Below are 19,532 nucleotides of genomic sequence, written 5' to 3'. Positions count from 1 at the left end.
GAACCTTCAGGCACCATGCCTCCCGGCAGCGGTTATCACAAAAAAGGTAAAAATGACGGAATCCTCGCCTCCGCTATCATGACCTCTATTGCTGCAAAATCACTCCAATAATGGAGTCAAACTTTGTCGATAAAGCGCCCAGTCAAATGCTGGCCCCGGATCGGTTTTTCGGCCGGGAGCTATATCACTATGCCCGGTTATCCGCTCTAGGGTAATGGGATAATGGGATAGCAACAACGCACTGATTTTTTTCAGACTTTGATATTGCGCATCGGTAAACGGTAGCACATCCGTTCCCTCCAACTCGATACCAATGGAAAAATCGTTACACCGCTCACGCCCGTCAAATTGAGATACACCGGCATGCCAGGCTCGCTTATCAAAAGGCACGTATTGGATAATTTCACCATCGCGACGAATCAGGCAATGCGCCGATACTCGCAAGTGCACAATATCAGCAAAATAAGGATGTTCATCCGCATTCAAAGTTCCGGTAAACAGATGGTCGATATAAGGTCCACCAAATTCACCCGGCGGCAAACTGATATTATGAATGACCAAAAGAGAGGGAGCCTCATCTTCAGGTCTGAGATCAAAATGAGGAGAAACCACCCGCTTAACCCCAACAATCCAGCCATTCTCTAACTGCATTTGTCACCTCAACCCTCATTCTAAAACGGCTCTGTAGTAGCACTGACGCCAGCAACAGAGTAGCATGTTTGAACTATTATCTATCCGCCATTTCGGAGTTTTCTATGCCGACACGTAGCTACAGTGCCGACAGTCGCCGCACCGCGTTATTAGAGCGAATTCAAAGCGATATTCCCTTTTCAGTTGCCTTGGCACTGAGTGAAGATCTAGGCGGTGAGGTCAATGCCGATCGCGACCTGACGGCCCAACTGCTCCCCGCAGATAAACAAGCCTCCGCGACTATTATCACTCGCGAAGCCGGCGTTTTCTGCGGGCAACGCTGGCTGAACGAAGTCTTTATCCAGCTCGGCGGTAAAGTTGAAGTCGAGTGGCTGGTGGCAGACGGTGACGCGCTCACCGCCAACCAAACGTTGTGCCACCTTTCCGGCCCTGCTCGCATCTTGCTCACTGGCGAACGTACCGCATTAAATTTTGTACAGACGCTATCCGGCGTAGCCACCGAAGTCAGCCGCTATGTTGCTTTACTCCAAGGGTTGCATACCCAACTCCTGGATACTCGTAAAACACTACCTGGCTTACGAACCGCATTAAAATACGCAGTGTTATGCGGAGGTGGCAGCAATCATCGTCTTGGGTTGACTGATGCCTTTTTAATTAAAGAAAACCACATTATTGCCGCCGGTTCGATTAAAGAAGCCGTGAGTAAAGCATTTTGGATCCACCCCGATGTCCCAATTGAAGTCGAAGTGGAATCTTTAGATGAATTAAAGCAGGCTCTGGATGCCGGAGCCGATATCGTGATGCTTGATAACTTCACCATTCCTATGATGCGTGATGCCGTATCCCTCAACGCAGGTCGCGCTCAGTTGGAGGTCTCAGGTAATGTCACACTCGAGACACTTCGTAGCTATGCCGAAACAGGAATCGATTTTATTTCTGTCGGCGCACTGACTAAACACGTTACCGCCTTAGACCTCTCGATGCGTTTTCAATAACGCTAACAGATTTGTTTCAGCCAGGAAAAGAGCTCAGGTAACAATGAGCTCTTTTTTGCGGCCTCTGCCGAAAAAAAACCGCTGATTACTGCAACACTAAAAAATTCTCACAATCCGTTTCGCAGTCCTATTCAAACCCACTTTCCCTGCGATAAAAAAAACCGCACCCTTACCTCGTCTTTCATCACAAGGAGTGTGAAAATGTATTACTCACAGGGTTTTACCCTCATTGAACTCATGGTTTCTATCGTCATCATTGCCATTCTCGGCGGCATCGGTATTCCTGCTTATCAAAGCTATATACAGAAAGCGGCCCTAACCGATATGTTGCAAACCAGTGCTCCTTACCGCATGGCCGTAGAGGTTTGCTCGATGGAACACTCGGCATTATTAGGCTGCAATGCTGGTAGTCAGGGTATTCCCTCTGGCCAACCTACTCGTTATGTCAAAGCCATTAACATTGCAAAAGGGGTCATCTCTATGACCGGGCAGGAGACTCTGGATGGATTAAGCGTTGTATTAACCCCAACTAAAAGCGCCGCCGGTAACCTTGCCTGGACACGCGCATGTACAGGAAATCATGACGAACTAAGTAAACTCTGCAAGTCGGTATTTGCTCTTAAAGAGACGTCTAGCGACGATGAATAGCAACCGCTCAATCAATAACAAAGGAGCCGGGGATGCGTTATCCCGGCTTTGCCAGCAGTATCGAGCGATACCGTTGGAAATCAGCCCAAATACATTAACTCTTGCCATGTTGCAGTACCCAACCAGTGAGGAGATAAATGCATTACGCTTTGCCTGCGGTTTAAATGTGGAAGTGACTCTATGGCCTGCGGCAAAAATTGAGCACCACCTTCATCATTTGAGTCCTGATTTAATCCAGCAGTTAAACGGCTCGATTAAGCCAGATATCGAGAGTAAAAAACACGCGGAAGAAGCGGCCATAAAATACCTCCCTGATACGGACAAATCACGTACTCAAGCTTTTGATAATAAGGAAGTGACTTCACTTAATGATGAAAGTGATGCGCCCATTATCAACATCATTCATCAAACGCTACGCATGGCGATTCAAAAACGTGCGTCTGATGTTCACTTCGAGCCTTATCGCCGCTATTACCGTATTCGGTTACGTATTGATGGCATTTTGCACCAAACGCTATCCCCACCGGCTAATTTGGTTAATAGAATCAATGCCTGTCTCAAAGTAATGGCTAAGCTGAATAGTGCGGAACGGCGCTTACCTCAAGATGGACAGTTTAGCCTTAGCCTTGATAATCATTACTACTCACTGCGCATTGCCACATTACCAACTCAATACGGCGAAAAAGTGGTACTACGCATTCTGAATACCAATATACCGCAACGATTGGACGAGCTGGATCTTCCCCCAAAAAGTCGGGAATCAATCCTTGAGGCCTTAAGTTTACCGCAAGGATTGATTTTGGTTACCGGGCCAACCGGAAGCGGAAAAACAGTGACCTTGTATAGCTGTCTACAACACCTAAATCAGCAGTACCGTAATTTATGCAGTGTCGAAGATCCGATCGAAATTCCCGTTGAAGGCATTAATCAAACCCAGACCAACAGTAAAATAGATTTAGACTTTTCTCAGGCGTTACGTGCATTACTCAGGCAGGACCCGGATGTCATTATGATCGGCGAGATCAGAGATAATGAAACCGCCGATATTGCGGTAAGGGCTGCACTAACAGGCCATTTAGTGCTTTCGACCTTGCACACCAATTCAACGCATGAAACGCTAGCCCGATTAACTCAAATGGGAATCAGTCATTATCTGCTCGCATCTTGCCTAAAACTGGTGATAGCCCAACGCCTGGTACGCCGTCTATGTCAACGTTGTAAACGCGCAGCACCCGAGCCAGTCATTCTGCCCACAATTTTGTGCCCAAAGCCTTTACATCACTGGTATGCCACTGGTTGCGAACATTGTAGTAGCGGTTACTATGGCCGAATAGGTATCTATGACACATGGGCAATGACACCGTCAAATCAGCAGGATTTAATGAGTGCAGCCCCTGTTCCTGGCCTGAAAAATTCTCAGCCGCCCCCTGAGCCCCATTCACTACTCATCGCAGGCTTAGCGTTGGTTAAACAGGGAATAACCAGTATCGCCGAAATCTCACGAGTTGTCGGAAATCTGACGCCATTAAGGGGAATGCAATGACACTCGGTTTATTTATCTGGCAAGGCATAGATAGCGAAGGAAAGGTGATCGTCGGCGAGTCTCTAGCTAGCGAAAAATCGGTGATTTACCAAAGAGTAATACAGCAGGGGCTGCAGCCTATCCGTATCAGAATGATAAAACGCCTAAGCTCTCGGCTACATCAAGGGAAGCATCTGCTTAATTTCACACGCCAATTAGCTACGCTTCTGCAAGCCGGACTGCCGTTAATAAATAGTCTGCAATTGTTGGCAGCAGAGGCCGAGACGCCAATATGGCGCTGTTTACTAAGAGATGTAAGTGAAAGCCTGTCTCAAGGGCAGGCGCTATCTGAGGCTATAAACGCCTATCCATCCGTTTTCCCAGCCATATACGCGCAATTAATTGCCATAGGCGAACTAACAGGTGAGATAGATAAATGCTGTCTCCAGCTAGCCGAGCAACAGGAAAAACGCCAGTACCTGCAAAAAAAAGTGGCTAAGACACTCAGATACCCCGCCTTTGTTTGTCTGGTTGCTTTCGCCGTCAGTGCCCTGATGTTACTTGTTGTTTTACCAGAATTCGGGCGGCTCTATCAGACTTTTGACGCCCCACTGCCCGCTCTGACTCAAGGGCTGCTATATCTATCCGGAATACTGGGTAATTACGGTATTTACTCTATCGTGGCAATCATTGGTATTGTATTGGTTTACATCTCTAAAATAAGGGTAAGCGCACGGTGGAAACAACGAGAGCAATTCTTGCTGTTACATCTCCCGCTGATAGCACCACTGGTTAAAGGGTACTGTCTCAGCCAAATTTTTCGCACTTTATCTGTCACACAGAAAGCAGGTTTAACCTTAGCTAATGGGCTGGAAGCAGCCGCTACTTCCATTGATAATCTGCATTACAAATCCATTATCAATCATTTTTATCAGCTAATTAATCAAGGAATACCTCTGAGTGATGCCCTTTCACACCAACCTCTTTTCCCTCCACTTTGCCAACAGTTAGTACGCATTGGGGAAGAATCTGGCTCACTGGATAACGTGCTGACAAAGCTTGCTGGTTGGCAACAGCAGCAAACTGAGGAACTGGCTGATAAGTTGACACAAATGCTTGAGCCAATGTTGATGCTGTTCGTCGGCGCAGTGATTGGCACACTGGTTATTGCTATGTACCTCCCCATTTTCCAACTTGGGGGAATTATTAGTTAACAAAAGTTCCAGGTTTGGGTTTGGGTTTGGGTTTGGGTTTGGGTTTGGGTTTGGGTTTGGGTTTGGGTTTGGGTTTGGGTTTGGGTTTGGGTTTGGGTTTGGGTTTGGGTTTGGGTTTGGGTTTGGGTTTGGGTTTGGCAGTAGATTAAAAAAGGACGCATCATTTTGCGTCCCTTCTTTAATAATCAATTAATCACACACTATCAGCGATATAAAACACTCGTTCAGCGTAAACCGATTAAGTTTATTTAGCTCAGTTACTGCCAAATACGCGGTTTTCTTGCTCAGCAACGCGGATAAAGGTGGTGCGTTTGGTCAGCTCTTTCAAATGAGAAGCACCGACATAAGTACAAGCAGAGCGCAGCCCGCCCATGATATCGCGAACGGTATTATCCACTGAGCCACGCAATGGCAGCTTCACGGTTTTACCTTCGGCGGCACGATATTCTGCTACGCCGCCAACGTGACGTTTCATCGCTGACTCAGAGCTCATACCGTAGAACAGCATGAATTTCTCACCGTTTTCTTCAACCACTTTACCTTCGCATTCGTCGTGACCGGCTAACATACCGCCCAACATAACAAAGTCTGCGCCGCCACCGAACGCTTTGGCAACGTCGCCAGGAACGGAACAACCACCGTCACTCACGATTTGCCCACCTAAACCGTGAGCAGCATCAGCACATTCGATCACGGCAGAAAGCTGCGGATAACCCACGCCAGTTTTCACTCGGGTTGTACAAACCGAACCTGGGCCAATCCCTACTTTTACAATATCGGCGCCAGACAGAATCAGTTCTTCAACCATTTCGCCTGTGACTACATTACCTGCGCAAATCACTTTGTCAGGGCAAGCTTCGCGAGCCTGTTGCAGGAAAGCAACAAAGTGCTCAGAGTAACCATTGGCTACATCAATACAGATAAATTTCAGCGCAGGAGAAAGCGCCAGAATTTGCTTCATTTTGGCAAAATCTGCCTGAGATGTACCGGTAGAAACCATGACGTGGCGCAGTACCGATTCAGGCACACGTCGAACAAAATCGGCCCATTGTTCAACGGAATAGTGTTTATGTACTGCGGTAAGAACATCAAATGAGGAGAGAACCTCAGCCATGCGGAAGGTGCCGACGGTATCCATATTCGCTGCAATAATGGGTACACCAGCCCACTTATAGCCTGAATGTTTGAAGGTAAACTGACGCTCTAACTCAACTGCGGAGCGACTTTTCAGCGTGGAGCGTTTAGGTCGAATCAAGACATCTTTAAAACCTAATTTCAAACCTTCTTCAATACGCATGGCTTTGGTTTCCTGGTTATTGGCGATGGATCGCATGATGAGATCGGGCGTAATAGACGCCATTTCCAGTGAAGCTATCATACGCAGGAATAATTCTTCGGCAAGACTGCGAATTTAACTTTATTTAGGCTACACTCCCACAAATTACCTGAAAACCATGCATTTTCCCTTCCTGACTGGTTCGTCTGGTTACACTATTCCGAGCAGCGTAACTATCAGCAATATTGATATAAAAAATACTCCCTCGGCCAGAGAATAGGCATTAAAGACAGATTCAAAATCCGAATGCATCCGCGCTATGTCTTACACACAGCTTTCAGTTACAATTCGGGTATTCAACGGCAGTATGCAAGGCAATGTAATGACCTATATTGTTGCTCTTACAGGCGGAATTGGTAGTGGGAAAAGTACCGTTGCTAATGCTTTTGCCGATCTCGGCGTACCGCTGGTTGATGCGGATATCATTGCCCGACAGATTGTTGAGCCTGGAATGCCGGCGTTAAATGAGATTAAAGCCCGTTATGGATATTCTATCCTGCTGGCAGACGGCAGCCTGAATAGAGCCAAGCTGCGGGAAAAGATTTTTAGCGACCCGATGGAAAAAAACTGGCTCAATGCGCTGTTGCATCCACTGATTCAGCAAGAAACTCAGCGTCAGCTCGCAGCTGCAAAAGCGGCTTATGTACTTTGGGTTGTCCCCTTACTGGTTGAGAATAACCTGAGCCATAGAGCTAACCGAGTATTGGTCGTGGATGTCACCCCTGAGATTCAGCTTAGACGCACCATGGCAAGAGACGGTATCAGCCGTCAGCAGGCAGAACATATTTTAGCTTCGCAGGCCACGCGGCAACAGCGTCTGGCCTGTGCGGATGACATTATCGACAATAGCGGCGATCCTTCCACGATCCCACCGCTCGTTGCCTCGCTTCATCACCGGTATTTAAGGTTGGCGACGGTGACCCAACAGGATTTACACCGATGAGTGATCTCACCTCAACTGTACTTTTTGAACACCCGCTGAATGAAAAAATGCGCACCTGGCTTCGTATTGAGTTTTTGCTGCAACAGTTAGAAAGTCAGCGAAATCTGGATAATATCGCCAGCGCCTTAACGTTTTTTCGCACCGCATCCGATCTGATCGATGTGCTTGAAAGGGGGGAAGTTCGCACTGATTTACTCAAAGAACTTGAGCGTCAGCAGCAAAAACTTCAGGCCTGGGCTGATGTTCCCGGTGTCGATATGGCGTTGATTGATGAATTACGCGCTCAGCTGAAAAGCCGGGCATCAGTGCTGATGTCCGCACCGCGTATCGGACAGTCGCTGAAAGAAGATCGCATGATTAGTCTGGTTCGCCAACGGCTCAGTATTCCAGGCGGTTGTTGTAGTTTCGATCTGCCTACGCTACATATTTGGCTGCATCTGCCGCAGGAACAACGCAATCAGCATACCAATGAATTACTTGGTACGTTAATTCCGCTGAATCAATCATTAACCATGATTCTGGATTTAATTCGCCAGTCTGGCCCGTTGCGCAACCAAATCAGCCTAAATGGATTCTTCCAGGATAATGCCGACGGCGCTGATTTATTGCGACTGCGAATTTCCATGGAACATCAGCTTTATCCGCAGGTTTCCGGCCACAAAACCCGCTACGCGATACGTTTCCTACCGCTGGATAGCGAGAATGGCACTGTACCCGCACGCTTAAACTTTGAGTTGGCCTGTTGTTAACTTTTGCACTTATTGATGCTTATGGCTGTGTTGTCATACAGTAAGCAAGTTTTAGGAGAGAATATGGATTCAACTGAAATACAGGTTAATTGCCCAACCTGCGGGAAAATCGTTATTTGGGGCGAGCAAAGCCCGTATCGTCCTTTTTGCTGCAAACGCTGTCAGTTGATCGACCTTGGCGAGTGGGCCGATGAAGAGAAGCGTATTCCAAGTCAGGGAGAACTCTCAGATAGCGATGAATGGAGTGAGGAAGATCCGCGCTAATGCGCTCACAGATTGGAGCCACGCATTGTGTGCTCCAATCTGAGTGTGATTATGCCTGAGAAACCAGTAACTCAACTATCGATAGATTAGCCTTTGGGAATTCCTCAGCCCGTAACTCCTCTTGCTTAACCCAGCGCACCGGCTGGCCCTCCCGACCAAAAGGTTCGCCCTGCCATTGTTCTACCAGATAGAAACTGAGAGTGACAATTCGGTCAGGAAAACGATGTTCCAGAGTGGTTATCTGCACCGCATTTTGCGCAACAATACCGACCTCTTCCAATAGCTCACGATACAAAGCTATTTCCGAGGTTTCACCCTGTTCTATTTTCCCTCCGGGAAACTCCCAGAAACCCGCCATATGGGAATCTGCCGCGCGCTGGGTAATAAAAATCTCGCGTTGCGCATTACGGATGATACCCACGGCGATCTGCAAATGTTTCATTCTGATATTCCTCGTTTATCTCACGTTCACATCCTGATTCCGCGATATTAAGCAAAAAGAAGGGCGGTCTATTTGGCCGCCCCGCTATTTACTGTTTTAACTATTGCTGGCTAATCGCAGCTTTATTTCTGCAAACGGCCATGACATTGCTTATATTTCTTACCTGAACCACAAGGGCAAGGATCGTTACGGCCCACTTTACGTTCAAGGCTGGCTGCAACTTTCACCTCTTCCTCAGACATCAGGGCGCTATTGTCATTTTCATGGCTCAGCTGTTGCTGTCTGGCCAAACGCTCAGCTTCTTCACGGCGTTGAACTTCCAGCGCTTCGACCTCTTCCGGCATACGTACCTGAACTTTACTCAGCACGCTGATCACTTCATATTTCAGAGATTCCAGCATCGCAGCAAACATAGCGAAAGATTCGCGCTTATATTCCTGCTTAGGATCTTTCTGCGCATAGCCACGTAAATGGATACCCTGACGCAGATAATCCATCGCTGCCAGATGCTCTTTCCACAGGGAATCCAGCGTTTGCAGCATCACGCCTTTTTCGAAGCTGCGCATCATTTCAACGCCGACAACTTCCTCTTTGCGTTTGTAAACGTCAATTGCCTGCTGAAGAATACGCTCACGTAGGGTTTCTTCATGCAGCTGTGGTTCATCTTCCAGCCATTGCGCAATCGGCATATCCAGATCGAAGTCGTTTTTCAGACGCTGTTCCAGCCCCTCAACATCCCACATTTCTTCCAAAGATTGCGGCGGAATGTAGCTATCCAGCGTAACTTTGAACACATCTTCACGAATACTGTTGATAGTTTCGCTAACGTCAGACACGTCCAGCAACTCGTTACGCTGGCTGTAGATTGCACGGCGCTGATCGTTGGCTACATCATCGTATTCCAGCAGCTGTTTACGAATATCGAAGTTACGACTTTCGACTTTACGCTGTGCGTTAGCAATCGCTTTGGTTACCCAAGGATGCTCAATGGCTTCGCCCGGTTTCATACCCAGTTTACGCATCATGCCTGACACACGGTCAGAGGCAAAAATACGCATCAACGCATCTTCCATTGACAGGTAGAAGCGTGAAGAACCGGCATCACCCTGACGACCCGCACGACCGCGCAGCTGGTTATCAATACGACGGGATTCGTGACGTTCAGTACCGATGATGTGTAAACCGCCGGATGCCAGAACCGCATCGTGACGAATTTTCCATGCGGCTTTAATTTCGGCAATTTGCTCCTCAGTCGGATTTTCCAACTGTGCGATTTCACTCTGCCAGCTTCCGCCTAACACAATATCGGTACCACGGCCGGCCATGTTGGTCGCGATGGTAACCGCACCCGGCTGACCCGCCTGAGACACAATTTCGGCTTCCATGGCGTGGAATTTAGCGTTCAGAACTTTATGTTCGATGCCGGCTTTGGTCAGTTCAGCAGAGACCACTTCGGATTTCTCGATGGAAATCGTACCAACCAGCACTGGCTGGCCGTTAGCAGTACGCTCGCGGATATCCTCAATGATGGCGCCAATCTTTTCCATTTCAGTCATATAGACCAGATCCGGCAGATCTTTACGTATCATTGGGCGGTTGGTTGGAACCACAATGGTATCCAGCTTATAGATAGAGCTGAATTCAAAGGCTTCGGTATCCGCAGTACCGGTCATACCGGCCAGTTTTTCGTAGATACGGAAATAGTTCTGGAAAGTAATGGAAGCCAGCGTTTGGTTTTCGTTCTGGATTTCCACCCCTTCTTTGGCTTCAACGGCCTGATGCAGGCCGTCAGACCAGCGGCGGCCTTGCATGGTTCGACCAGTGTGTTCATCAACGATGATGACTTCGCCATCTTTAACGATGTAGTCAACGTCGCGGGTAAAGAGTACGTGGGCACGCAGCGCGGCGGTTACGTGGTGCATCAGCATAATATTGGCCGGTGAGTACAGAGATTCACCTTCGTCCATAATGCCGGCTTCCACTAACATCTGCTCGATCATGATCAAGCCACGTTCAGTTAAATGCACCTGACGGGACTTTTCATCTACCGAGAAGTGGCCTTCACCCTGGAAGGTATCGGAATCTTCTTTTTCCTGACGGATCAGTTTAGGAATCAGTTTGTTAACCCGAATATACATTTCGGAACTGTCTTCCGCAGGGCCAGAAATAATCAACGGAGTACGCGCTTCATCGATCAGGATGGAGTCAACCTCATCCACCAACGCATAGTGCAGTTTGCGCTGCACACGCTCTTCCGGGCTGAACGCCATGTTGTCGCGCAGGTAGTCAAAACCGTATTCGTTGTTAGTACCGTAAGTAATATCAGCGGCATAGGCTTCACGCTTCGCTGGAGCTGTCATACCCGGCAGGTTAATACCGATAGTTAAGCCGAGGAATTCGAACAGTGGACGGTTATTTTCCGCATCGCGCTGAGCCAGATAATCGTTGACGGTAACCACGTGTACGCCGCGGCCAGTCAGAGCATTCAGGTAAGCTGGCAGCGTTGCGGTTAAAGTTTTACCTTCGCCGGTACGCATTTCTGCAATACAACGCTCGTTCAGAACCATACCGCCCAACAGCTGCACATCGAAGTGACGCATGCCGAATACGCGTTTACTGGCTTCGCGAACCACAGCAAAAGCTTCTGGAATCAGGTTTTCCAACACTTCGCCTTTCGCCAATCGTGCGCGGAACTCATCCGTTTTGGCTCTTAATTCTTCATCGGACAGTTTTTCCATGTCCGGTTCCATACGGTTGATCACATCAACCACTTTGCGCATACGACGCAGGGTTCGATCGTTACGGCTGCCAAAAACTTTAGTGAGTAATTTGATTAGCATAATTCTTTATATCTCTTACAAGACCACCAAACCGGCGGTCAAAGGTTACATTAAGTTAAAAGACTTCAGAGGAATAACTAGCTGTAACGAACCGGTCCGGCACGAATGCCTTGTACCTGCGCAAGCCATAAGCCGGGTTGATGAAGGGATAAAACGGGCTGAGGCGCTCGTTTGGTATAGCGAATGATGGTCGGAGGCCGCGACTCGTGGGTTAGCAACGCATTAAGCGTATCCAGTAGCGCAAGCTGTTGAATTTGCGTCGGCTCTACCTGTTCTAGCGTCTCGGCTTCCTGCACGCGGCTATAGGCGACCTGCGGTGCAAGAGCAAAAGAAAGGTGACGAATGACGGTGCGAAGCGCATGCTGCTGCCAATAGTCTACGCTGAAGGAAGGACGGCGATGCGTCTCTTGCAGCAGAGCTAGACTATTAAAGTTGGTCGCACCGTGATTTTGGCGGCTTTGGCTGGAAGATGTACTCGGCAGTGCGGTTTGATCTGGCCCGCTGGACAAGTTTGACGGCACGCCAAGACTCGCCGCGACCATCCCCAATAGGAGATGCGGCCAGAAATAACGTCTGCCAAATTGTCGCCAACGATTTAGAATACCGATCACAAGTTTAAAATCCGCCGGAGCCCTGTCAATGCGTGAAAGCCGCCCACAATTATTAGATGTTCTGTTCGACGATGCGACCGCAACGGAGAAAGGCCCACTGCACAATGTACAGCAGCGCGCAGTCGCACTGTTAAAGCTCAATCGTGCGGTAAAAGCATTGCTTCCGTCACAGTTGCAGCCTTGGTGCCGTGTGGCCAATTATCGACAGAGTATTTTGGTGCTAGAAACCGCCAACGCCAGTTGGCTAATGCGGTTACGTTACGAACAATCTAACCTGCTTTCTGCACTACGAGCGCAAATTCTACCATCATTGTCTTCAATCGACATCAGGATTAATCCTGCGTTAATGGCGAAAGGGCAGAACAAAATACAAGAAACCGCTCAGGCCGCGCAAAAAAGCGAAGAGTCAGCGCCATTACGTCACTTGAGTTTGGAAAGTGCAAAGGAATTACGAGGATTGGCGAGCCGTAGCCCAGAGAAATTGAGGACTATTTTGGAACGACTGGCTGCGTTGGCCGGAGAGAGTGCCAACGCAACCAAACGTGATAAGTAGCTTTAGTAAGCCAATACCGTAGACGGAGCTTTGAATGCCAATGGCATTTCGGCTTCGTCCTGGAACGTCACATATTCCCAAGCTTCCTGTTTTGCCAATACGGCTTGCAGTAACTTGTTATTCAGTGCGTGACCAGATTTATACGCGGTGAACGCGCCAATAATATTGTGGCCGCACATGAACAGGTCGCCGATAGCGTCCAGCATTTTGTGACGAACAAACTCATCTTCGAAGCGCAGGCCATCTTCATTCAGAACGCGGTAATCATCTACCACGATGGCACAATCGAAACTACCGCCCAGGCACAAACCGCGGGACTGCAGATATTCGATATCACGCATAAAGCCAAAAGTACGCGCACGACTGATTTGCTGCACAAATGAATCAGCAGAGAAATCCAGGCGGTAACGCTGCGTACTGGTATCTATCGCCGGGTGATTGAAATCAATGGTGAAATCTAAACGGAATCCATTGAATGGAGACAGTTCAGCCCATTTATCACCGTCTTCAACCCGAACGGTATCTTTCAGGCGCAGGAATTTCTTCGCTGAATTCAGCTCTTCAATTCCGGCGTCCAGCAGCAGGTACACGAATGGACTGGCACTGCCGTCCATGATCGGCACTTCAGGTGCATTTACTTCTATAATAATGTTATCAATCCCTAACCCCGCCAAAGCAGCGTTGAGATGTTCAACGGTAGAAATACGCACGTCATGCTCGTTGACCAGACAAGTACAGAGCATGGTATCACGCACGGATTTTGCATCTGCCGGGAAATCAACCGGTGGATTCAAGTCAGTGCGACGATAGATGACCCCGGTATTGGCCGGCGCGGGGCGCATTGTCAACGTGACTTTCTTGCCGGTATGTAAACCAACACCAGTCGCTTGAACAATACGTTTTAATGTCCTTTGTTTGATCATCGTTTTATCTCGCAATGTTATCCATCCTACCGATCTAGCATATAGGAAGATCGGTGGGACAGTTTAGCACAAAGAGCGGAGATACCAAATTTTTGGAAATTAATCAGCTTGCTTGCGCAAGAACGCTGGAATATCCAAATAATCCGGCTCTTTGTTCGTTTGAGCAGTTTGGTCGTTCACCACTTTCGCCGCAGGCTTCACTTCCTGCGGTAACGGTGACATACCGTGCTGCTGATAACGGTGATCCATCACTGGCTGAGTTTGCTTGTTGGTAACCAGCGTGATTTCCGGACGTTTGTCCATGCCGATACCAGTCGCAACCACAGTAACACGCAGCTCGTCGTTCATTTCCGGGTCTAATGAGGTACCGATAACCACGGTAGCATTATCAGACGCGAAGGCACGAATGGTGTTACCTACGGTTTCAAACTCATCCAAACGCAGGTCGAAACCAGCGGTGATGTTGACCAGAACGCCACGGGCACCAGATAAGTCGATATCTTCCAGCAACGGGCTGGAAATCGCCATTTCTGCCGCTTCCTCCGCACGATCTTCACCACAAGCGACGCCGGAACCCATCATGGCATAACCCATTTCGGACATCACGGTGCGCACGTCAGCAAAGTCGACGTTCATCAGGCCAGGACGGGTGATCAGTTCGGCGATACCCTGAACGGCACCTTTCAACACGTCGTTAGCTGCGCCGAATGCATCCAGTAAAGAGATGCCGCGACCCAGAACTTTTAACAACTTGTCGTTCGGAATAGTGATCAATGAATCAACGTGTTTAGACAACTCAGCGATACCCTGCTCAGCGAACGCCATGCGTTTCTTGCCTTCAAAGTTGAAAGGCTTGGTAACCACGGCCACTGTCAGAATACCCAGTTCTTTTGCTACTTCCGCAACTACAGGCGCAGCACCAGTACCGGTACCGCCACCCATACCTGCCGCGATGAAGACCATATCCGCGCCATCCAGTGCTGCACGCAGCGCTTCGCGATCTTCTTCCGCAGAATTACGACCCACTTCCGGGTTCGCACCAGCACCCAGACCTTTGGTAATACCGCTACCGATCTGGATAGTCTGGCCAACTGCCGTTTTACGTAGCGCCTGAGCGTCTGTATTAACGGCGAAGAATTCAACACCTTCGATGCGCTCACGCACCATGTGTTCAACGGCGTTGCCACCGCCACCGCCGACGCCGATGACTTTAATCACCGCGTCATTGGTCAGTTCCATAGGTTCAAACATAGTTTCTCTCCGTTTTGTGCCTGTCGCTTCGAGATCAAAAAATATGTTCAGCATGATCTCTTTGTTGAAACATTAAAACTCTTTTCTCAGCCAGCTATTGATACGTTTGAACCAATTGCCCACCGAGGCACGTTTTTCTACTTCTGACTCACCACTGAGATGAGATTCTTTACCGTAGTGCAATAACCCAACAGCAGTGGAGTAGTAAGGTTCCTGCGCATAATCCGTCAGCCCGGTAATATTGAGCGGTTGGCCAATACGTACCTGGGCATGAAACACCCGTTGCGCACATGCGGCCAGGCCATCAATTTGTGCCGCACCACCTGTAAGCACAATACCTGCTGCCAAGTGGTGTTTTACGCCTTGCTGACGTAATTGTTCCTGCAACTGTAAAATCTCGTCATTAACCAGGTTCAGCAATTCCGTATAGCGTGGTTCAATGACCTCGGCCAGTGTCTGTCTTTGCAGACTACGGGGAGGACGTCCGCCAACACTTGGCACTTCTACACTTTCGTCCTTGCTGACAATCGACCCGAGCGCACAGCCGTGTCGAACTTTAATCGCTTCCGCATCGGTCGGCGGAGTGCCAAAGGCGTAGGCAATATCGCTAGTGACTACGTTACCAGCGTAAGGAATCACCTTGGTGTGACGCAGTGCACCACCGGTGTACACCGCCATATCCATGGTACCGCCGCCGATATCTACCACACAAACGCCCAGTTCGCGTTCGTCTTCGGTCAATACCGCATAACTGGCGGCCAGACCGGCAAAAATAAGCTGGTCAACTTTTAGACCGCAGCGTTCAACCGCTTTGACAATATTCTTCGCCATATCGTTATGGCAGGTAATCAGGTGTACTTTGGCCTGCATCCGCACACCGGAAAGGCCAACCGGATTTTTAATACCTTCCTGATAATCAATGGCATATTCCTGAGGGATAACGTGCAGGATTCGATGTTCATCACGCACACGTACCGACTTCGCGGTATGCACTACGTTCTCTACATCTTCCTGAGTTACTTCCTCTTCTGAAATAGGAACCATCCCGATTTCATTCTGACAGCTTATATGTTTACCCGATAATGCCAGATAAACGGAGGAAATCTGGCAATCTGCCATTAACTCTGCTTGATCGATCGCACGTTGGACGCATTTCACTACCGATTCAAGATCGTTAACGCCACCCTTATCCATACCACGGGATGGGCAACTGCCAACCCCAATAATGTTGACCATGCCATCGGGCAGAACTTCCCCTACCAATGCGGAGACCTTTGCCGTACCGATCTCGAGACCCACTACCAGTTTTCTGTCCGTCGACTTGATCATTGTTGTTTTGCCTGTGCCTGATTCTGTTGCGGATTACTGTTCTGCTGGCTGCTAGCCTGCTGGTCGATAAATACCGGGGACCAACCCACCGCAGCGCCGGTGTCATAACGGAGGTCGATATAGCTAACCCGTTTATCTGGCTGCTGCTCTAGCATGGGGTACAGCTCCATAAAGCGCTGCAAACGTCCCATGCGATCATCCCGCCCCAGCTCCAGCCGAACATCGTTATCTAAGGCCAGTTGCCAAGAATGACGAGCACTCATTGCCGCCATTTTTAGCGTGTATTTATTGGCCGCTAACACCTTACTCATCGCCCGGTAGCCCTCCAGAACATCCTGTTCACTGCCTTCAGGCCCATACAGCAGCGGCAATTTCTGGCCGCCGATGCGTTCCGAAGGCACGCTAAACGACTTACCCGCGGCATCAATCATGTGTAAATCGTTCCAGCGGGCAACCGGCACATACTCCACCAAATGGATTTTCAGCTCATCCGGCCACTGCTTACGCACGCTAGCCTGCTGAATCCAGGGTAACCGTTCAATCTGCTGCTGGATGATGTTAACATCCTGCGTCATAAAGGTTCCCGGTGCGCCCAAAGCCAGAATCGCCTGGCGAATATCGTCATTGGTGGTGTAATGGCGTTCGCCGGTCACCACCAGTTTTGACAGTGGCAAACGGCTGGCATCCTTCATCCAACCTACAACGGCCCAGCCGCTCCATAGCACGGTTCCCAGCACCATCAGCAGGAAAACCAACCCCGCTAACTGGCCTCCGTTGCTCCGGCGAGCAGCGCGGGTTTCGGCGGCACGTTCCCGTGCATTCAGAGCAGCTTGCGACATATCAGTCAGCCAGCGCCAGAATGCGCGTAACCAGCTGGGAGAAACTCATCCCGGCCTGACGTGCGGCCATCGGTACCAGGCTATGGCTGGTCATACCCGGAGAGGTATTCACCTCTAACAGATAGAATTTGCCATCGCCATCCTGCATAACATCCACCCGACCCCAGCCGCTGCAACCCAGAGCCTGATAGGCCTGACGAGCCAGTTCGGCCAGCTGTTGCTCTTGTTCCGCGTTTAAACCGCTTGGGCAAAAGTATTCTGTATCATCGGATAAATACTTGGCTTCATAGTCATAAAACACACCGGCGGGCTGGATGCGGATCGAAGGCAACACTTCGTCACCCAACATTGCCACGGTGAATTCCGGGCCACTGAGCCATTTTTCAATCAGTACATCATTGTCGTGACGGAACGCTTCTTCCAACGCTACCGGCAGATTCTCAATGCGATCCACCTTACTCATGCCAACGCTAGAGCCTTCGCGGCTTGGCTTGACGATTAAAGGCAGGCCAAGCTTAGCGATCCGCTCAGCGAAGTCATCAGATGAAAGTGTTTCAAATTGTTGACGAGAGAGCGCCACAAAAGGTGAAACCCGTAAACCCAAAGCCTGCCACACTAATTTGCTGCGTAATTTGTCCATCGTCAGCGCAGAGGCCATGACGCCGCTGCCGGTATAAGGCAGTTGCAGAAACTCCAATAGCCCTTGCAGCGTACCGTCTTCACCGCCGCGGCCATGCAGAGCGATAAAGACTTTATCGAAGCCATGCTCTTTGAGCTGAGCCACAGGAAAATCAATAGTATCAATGGGATGGGCATCAACACCGCCTTCCAGCAGACCGGCTAATACCGCCGCGCCGGACATCAATGACACTTCGCGTTCAGCGGAGGTTCCACCCAGCAGTACGGCGACTTTATCAACCATGATGTTCCTCCTCTTTCACCTGAGGCTGCAATTTGGTCTCTGCCAGATTGCGCGCGATTTTACCGATATTGCCTGCTCCTTGAACCAGGATCAGATCGTTGTCATTCAATACTTTAGCTAATACTGACGGAACTGCGTCGCTATCCGTTACTAAAATTGGATCCAACTGGCCGCGATTACGAATGGTGCGGCACAGAGAACGGCTGTCGGCACCAGGAATTGGCGTTTCGCCAGCGGAATACACATCCAGCATCAGCAACACGTCCACACCTTCCAACACGTTGGCAAAGTCGTCGTACAAATCACGAGTACGGGTATAACGATGCGGCTGGAAAACCATCACGATACGTTTGTCCGGCCAACCCGCACGAGCCGCTTTAATAGTGGCATCCACTTCCGTTGGGTGATGGCCGTAATCGTCCACCAGCATCACGCTACCGCTTTTACCGTTCACATTTTCCAGCGGGAAATGACCGAGGAAATCGAAACGACGCCCGGTGCCCTGGAAACCGCTCAGCGCACGTAAAATTGCTTCGTCGTCAATGCCTTCTTCCGTTGCTACCGCAACCGCGGCGGCGGCGTTCAGTGCGTTATGACGACCCGGCGCATTCAGGGTCACCGTCAGCAAAGGTTTATCCTGACGACGCAGGGTAAAGTGACCCTGCGGGCCAATTTGCTGATAGCTGGCAATCTGTACGTCAGCATCATCGCTGAAACCGTAAGTGGTAATGTGACGACCAACGCGCGGCAGCAACTCACGCACCACAGGATCGTCCACACACATCACTGCGCGACCATAGAACGGCAGGTTGTGCAGGAAGTTAATAAATGTCTGTTTTAAATTCTCAAAGTCACCCTGATAGGTATCCATATGGTCGGCTTCGATATTGGTCACAATCGCCACCATCGGCTGCAAATGCAGGAAGGAAGCATCGCTTTCATCCGCTTCTGCAATCAGGTAACGGCTGGAGCCCAAACGCGCGTGAACGCCTGCCGCTTTTACCAAACCGCCGTTGACGAAGGTTGGATCCAACCCCGCCTCAGCGTAAATGCTGGAAACCATCGCCGTCGTGGTGGTTTTACCGTGAGTACCGGCTACCGCAATGCCGTGGCGATAACGCATCAGTTCCGCCAGCATTTCAGCGCGACGAATGACTGGAATACGCGCTTCCCGCGCGGCCACGATTTCTGGGTTATCCGCAGAAATCGCCGTTGAAACCACCACCACGCTCGCATCACGGACATTTTCCGGACGGTGATGGAAATAAATCTGCGCGCCCAATGCGCTTAACTGCTGAGTGACCGGGTTTGGCGCCAGGTCAGAACCGCTAATCTGATAGCCTTCGTTTGCCAACACTTCAGCGATACCACCCATGCCAGCACCACCGATGCCGACAAAGTGAATGTGCCGGACGCGTCGCATCTCGGGCACGATAGTACGTAGTTTCGCCAGTTGTTGTGTATTCACGTTTTTCTTCACTATGTAGTTTGTTACATCTC

At 49.6% G+C, this 19,532-nt stretch carries 20 protein-coding genes; 8 read left to right on the top strand and 12 right to left on the bottom strand.

The window, feature by feature from the left end; translation table 11 throughout:
• Window positions 1-99 precede the first annotated feature (99 nt).
• On the bottom strand, window positions 100-651 hold the full coding sequence (gene ampD / locus PL78_RS14115; RefSeq protein ID WP_064516446.1) for a 1,6-anhydro-N-acetylmuramyl-L-alanine amidase AmpD: 552 nt from the start codon (window positions 649-651) through the stop codon (window positions 100-102).
• Between the two features lie 104 nt (window positions 652-755).
• Here ampD and nadC point away from each other — a divergent pair, with 104 nt between their 5' ends.
• The 4 genes from nadC (at window position 756) to hofC (ending at window position 5,030) form a co-directional block, all read left to right on the top strand.
• Window positions 756-1,646 carry a carboxylating nicotinate-nucleotide diphosphorylase gene (gene nadC, locus PL78_RS14110; protein WP_064516444.1) on the top strand — a complete coding sequence of 297 codons (891 nt, stop codon included), beginning with the start codon at window positions 756-758 and terminating at the stop codon, window positions 1,644-1,646.
• A 201-nt stretch (window positions 1,647-1,847) separates the two neighbouring features.
• On the top strand, window positions 1,848-2,294 hold the full coding sequence (gene ppdD, locus PL78_RS14105) for a prepilin peptidase-dependent pilin (RefSeq protein ID WP_064516442.1): 447 nt from the start codon (window positions 1,848-1,850) through the stop codon (window positions 2,292-2,294).
• A complete protein-coding gene (gspE, locus tag PL78_RS14100) occupies window positions 2,287-3,837 on the top strand; it encodes a type II secretion system protein GspE (RefSeq protein ID WP_064516440.1) in 1,551 nt (516 codons plus the stop codon). Before ppdD ends, gspE begins: the two co-directional genes overlap by 8 nt.
• Window positions 3,834-5,030: a protein transport protein HofC gene (gene hofC / locus PL78_RS14095; RefSeq protein WP_064516438.1), complete on the top strand. Its 1,197-nt coding sequence runs from the start codon at window positions 3,834-3,836 to the stop codon at window positions 5,028-5,030. The genes gspE and hofC overlap by 4 nt, the downstream gene beginning before the upstream one ends.
• Here hofC and PL78_RS20545 read toward each other — a convergent pair.
• Together PL78_RS20545 and PL78_RS14090 are read right to left on the bottom strand one after the other, a co-directional pair.
• Window positions 5,027-5,194: a hypothetical protein gene (locus PL78_RS20545; RefSeq protein WP_162493038.1), complete on the bottom strand. Its 168-nt coding sequence runs from the start codon at window positions 5,192-5,194 to the stop codon at window positions 5,027-5,029. The two genes, hofC and PL78_RS20545, sit on opposite strands and share 4 nt — an antisense overlap.
• A gap of 89 nt (window positions 5,195-5,283) precedes the next feature.
• Window positions 5,284-6,327, bottom strand: coding sequence for a GMP reductase (locus tag PL78_RS14090; protein ID WP_064518448.1), 1,044 nt, complete (start codon window positions 6,325-6,327; stop codon window positions 5,284-5,286).
• Window positions 6,328-6,688: 361 nt separating this feature from the next.
• Here PL78_RS14090 and coaE point away from each other — a divergent pair, with 361 nt between their 5' ends.
• The 3 genes from coaE to yacG all read left to right on the top strand — a co-directional run bounded on the left by coaE (window position 6,689) and on the right by yacG (window position 8,322).
• Window positions 6,689-7,309, top strand: a complete 621-nt coding sequence (gene coaE / locus PL78_RS14085) for a dephospho-CoA kinase (RefSeq protein WP_064516437.1) — start codon at window positions 6,689-6,691, stop codon at window positions 7,307-7,309.
• Window positions 7,306-8,058 carry a cell division protein ZapD gene (zapD, locus tag PL78_RS14080; protein WP_064516435.1) on the top strand — a complete coding sequence of 251 codons (753 nt, stop codon included), beginning with the start codon at window positions 7,306-7,308 and terminating at the stop codon, window positions 8,056-8,058. The genes coaE and zapD overlap by 4 nt, the downstream gene beginning before the upstream one ends.
• Window positions 8,059-8,121: 63 nt before the next feature.
• Window positions 8,122-8,322: a DNA gyrase inhibitor YacG gene (yacG, locus tag PL78_RS14075; protein ID WP_064516434.1), complete on the top strand. Its 201-nt coding sequence runs from the start codon at window positions 8,122-8,124 to the stop codon at window positions 8,320-8,322.
• Between the two features lie 49 nt (window positions 8,323-8,371).
• Here the strand turns inward: yacG and mutT are convergent, their stop codons facing one another.
• The 3 genes from mutT to secM all read right to left on the bottom strand — a co-directional run bounded on the left by mutT (window position 8,372) and on the right by secM (window position 12,215).
• Window positions 8,372-8,764: an 8-oxo-dGTP diphosphatase MutT gene (gene mutT / locus PL78_RS14070; RefSeq protein ID WP_064516433.1), complete on the bottom strand. Its 393-nt coding sequence runs from the start codon at window positions 8,762-8,764 to the stop codon at window positions 8,372-8,374.
• A gap of 122 nt (window positions 8,765-8,886) precedes the next feature.
• A complete protein-coding gene (gene secA, locus PL78_RS14065; RefSeq protein ID WP_064516432.1) occupies window positions 8,887-11,604 on the bottom strand; it encodes a preprotein translocase subunit SecA in 2,718 nt (905 codons plus the stop codon).
• A 77-nt stretch (window positions 11,605-11,681) separates the two neighbouring features.
• Complete coding sequence (gene secM / locus PL78_RS14060) at window positions 11,682-12,215, bottom strand: secA translation cis-regulator SecM (protein ID WP_064516430.1); 534 nt, start codon at window positions 12,213-12,215, stop codon at window positions 11,682-11,684.
• 28 nt (window positions 12,216-12,243) lie between these two features.
• Here secM and PL78_RS14055 point away from each other — a divergent pair, with 28 nt between their 5' ends.
• Entirely contained in the window at window positions 12,244-12,768 is a 525-nt protein-coding gene (locus PL78_RS14055) for a DUF721 domain-containing protein (RefSeq protein ID WP_064516428.1), read from the top strand.
• Between the two features lie 2 nt (window positions 12,769-12,770).
• Here PL78_RS14055 and lpxC read toward each other — a convergent pair whose 3' ends face one another.
• The 6 genes from lpxC to murC form a co-directional block, all read right to left on the bottom strand.
• On the bottom strand, window positions 12,771-13,691 hold the full coding sequence (gene lpxC, locus PL78_RS14050) for a UDP-3-O-acyl-N-acetylglucosamine deacetylase (RefSeq protein ID WP_049598790.1): 921 nt from the start codon (window positions 13,689-13,691) through the stop codon (window positions 12,771-12,773).
• A 99-nt stretch (window positions 13,692-13,790) separates the two neighbouring features.
• Window positions 13,791-14,942, bottom strand: coding sequence for a cell division protein FtsZ (gene ftsZ, locus PL78_RS14045; RefSeq protein ID WP_064516425.1), 1,152 nt, complete (start codon window positions 14,940-14,942; stop codon window positions 13,791-13,793).
• Between the two features lie 72 nt (window positions 14,943-15,014).
• Window positions 15,015-16,271 carry a cell division protein FtsA gene (gene ftsA, locus PL78_RS14040; RefSeq protein WP_049598793.1) on the bottom strand — a complete coding sequence of 419 codons (1,257 nt, stop codon included), beginning with the start codon at window positions 16,269-16,271 and terminating at the stop codon, window positions 15,015-15,017.
• Window positions 16,268-17,110 carry a cell division protein FtsQ gene (gene ftsQ, locus PL78_RS14035; RefSeq protein WP_049598796.1) on the bottom strand — a complete coding sequence of 281 codons (843 nt, stop codon included), beginning with the start codon at window positions 17,108-17,110 and terminating at the stop codon, window positions 16,268-16,270. The genes ftsA and ftsQ overlap by 4 nt, the downstream gene beginning before the upstream one ends.
• Before the next feature lies 1 nt (window position 17,111).
• Entirely contained in the window at window positions 17,112-18,032 is a 921-nt protein-coding gene (locus PL78_RS14030) for a D-alanine--D-alanine ligase (RefSeq protein WP_064516424.1), read from the bottom strand.
• Window positions 18,025-19,500 carry a UDP-N-acetylmuramate--L-alanine ligase gene (gene murC / locus PL78_RS14025; RefSeq protein ID WP_064518446.1) on the bottom strand — a complete coding sequence of 492 codons (1,476 nt, stop codon included), beginning with the start codon at window positions 19,498-19,500 and terminating at the stop codon, window positions 18,025-18,027. The genes PL78_RS14030 and murC overlap by 8 nt, the downstream gene beginning before the upstream one ends.
• Window positions 19,501-19,532: the final 32 nt, after the last annotated feature.

This window comes from Yersinia entomophaga, from assembly GCF_001656035.1.
Taxonomy (GTDB): domain Bacteria; phylum Pseudomonadota; class Gammaproteobacteria; order Enterobacterales; family Enterobacteriaceae; genus Yersinia; species Yersinia entomophaga.
This window is presented reverse-complemented; position numbering and strand designations above follow the sequence as displayed.

Excerpts from the sequence above, each read along its gene's own strand:
- PL78_RS14090 (WP_064518448.1), bottom strand. The coding sequence starts at position 6,327 with ATGCGTATTGAAGAAGGTTTGAAATTAGGTTTTAAAGATGTCTTGATT.
- hofC (WP_064516438.1), top strand. The coding sequence starts at position 3,834 with ATGACACTCGGTTTATTTATCTGGCAAGGCATAGATAGCGAAGGAAAG.
- ftsQ (WP_049598796.1), bottom strand. The coding sequence starts at position 17,110 with ATGTCGCAAGCTGCTCTGAATGCACGGGAACGTGCCGCCGAAACCCGC.
- PL78_RS20545 (WP_162493038.1), bottom strand. The coding sequence starts at position 5,194 with ATGATGCGTCCTTTTTTAATCTACTGCCAAACCCAAACCCAAACCCAA.
- ftsA (WP_049598793.1), bottom strand. The coding sequence starts at position 16,271 with ATGATCAAGTCGACGGACAGAAAACTGGTAGTGGGTCTCGAGATCGGT.
- PL78_RS14055 (WP_064516428.1), top strand. The coding sequence starts at position 12,244 with ATGCGTGAAAGCCGCCCACAATTATTAGATGTTCTGTTCGACGATGCG.
- mutT (WP_064516433.1), bottom strand. The coding sequence starts at position 8,764 with ATGAAACATTTGCAGATCGCCGTGGGTATCATCCGTAATGCGCAACGC.
- gspE (WP_064516440.1), top strand. The coding sequence starts at position 2,287 with ATGAATAGCAACCGCTCAATCAATAACAAAGGAGCCGGGGATGCGTTA.
- ampD (WP_064516446.1), bottom strand. The coding sequence starts at position 651 with ATGCAGTTAGAGAATGGCTGGATTGTTGGGGTTAAGCGGGTGGTTTCT.
- ftsZ (WP_064516425.1), bottom strand. The coding sequence starts at position 14,942 with ATGTTTGAACCTATGGAACTGACCAATGACGCGGTGATTAAAGTCATC.
- PL78_RS14030 (WP_064516424.1), bottom strand. The coding sequence starts at position 18,032 with ATGGTTGATAAAGTCGCCGTACTGCTGGGTGGAACCTCCGCTGAACGC.
- nadC (WP_064516444.1), top strand. The coding sequence starts at position 756 with ATGCCGACACGTAGCTACAGTGCCGACAGTCGCCGCACCGCGTTATTA.
- secA (WP_064516432.1), bottom strand. The coding sequence starts at position 11,604 with ATGCTAATCAAATTACTCACTAAAGTTTTTGGCAGCCGTAACGATCGA.
- coaE (WP_064516437.1), top strand. The coding sequence starts at position 6,689 with ATGACCTATATTGTTGCTCTTACAGGCGGAATTGGTAGTGGGAAAAGT.
- yacG (WP_064516434.1), top strand. The coding sequence starts at position 8,122 with ATGGATTCAACTGAAATACAGGTTAATTGCCCAACCTGCGGGAAAATC.
- ppdD (WP_064516442.1), top strand. The coding sequence starts at position 1,848 with ATGTATTACTCACAGGGTTTTACCCTCATTGAACTCATGGTTTCTATC.
- zapD (WP_064516435.1), top strand. The coding sequence starts at position 7,306 with ATGAGTGATCTCACCTCAACTGTACTTTTTGAACACCCGCTGAATGAA.
- lpxC (WP_049598790.1), bottom strand. The coding sequence starts at position 13,691 with ATGATCAAACAAAGGACATTAAAACGTATTGTTCAAGCGACTGGTGTT.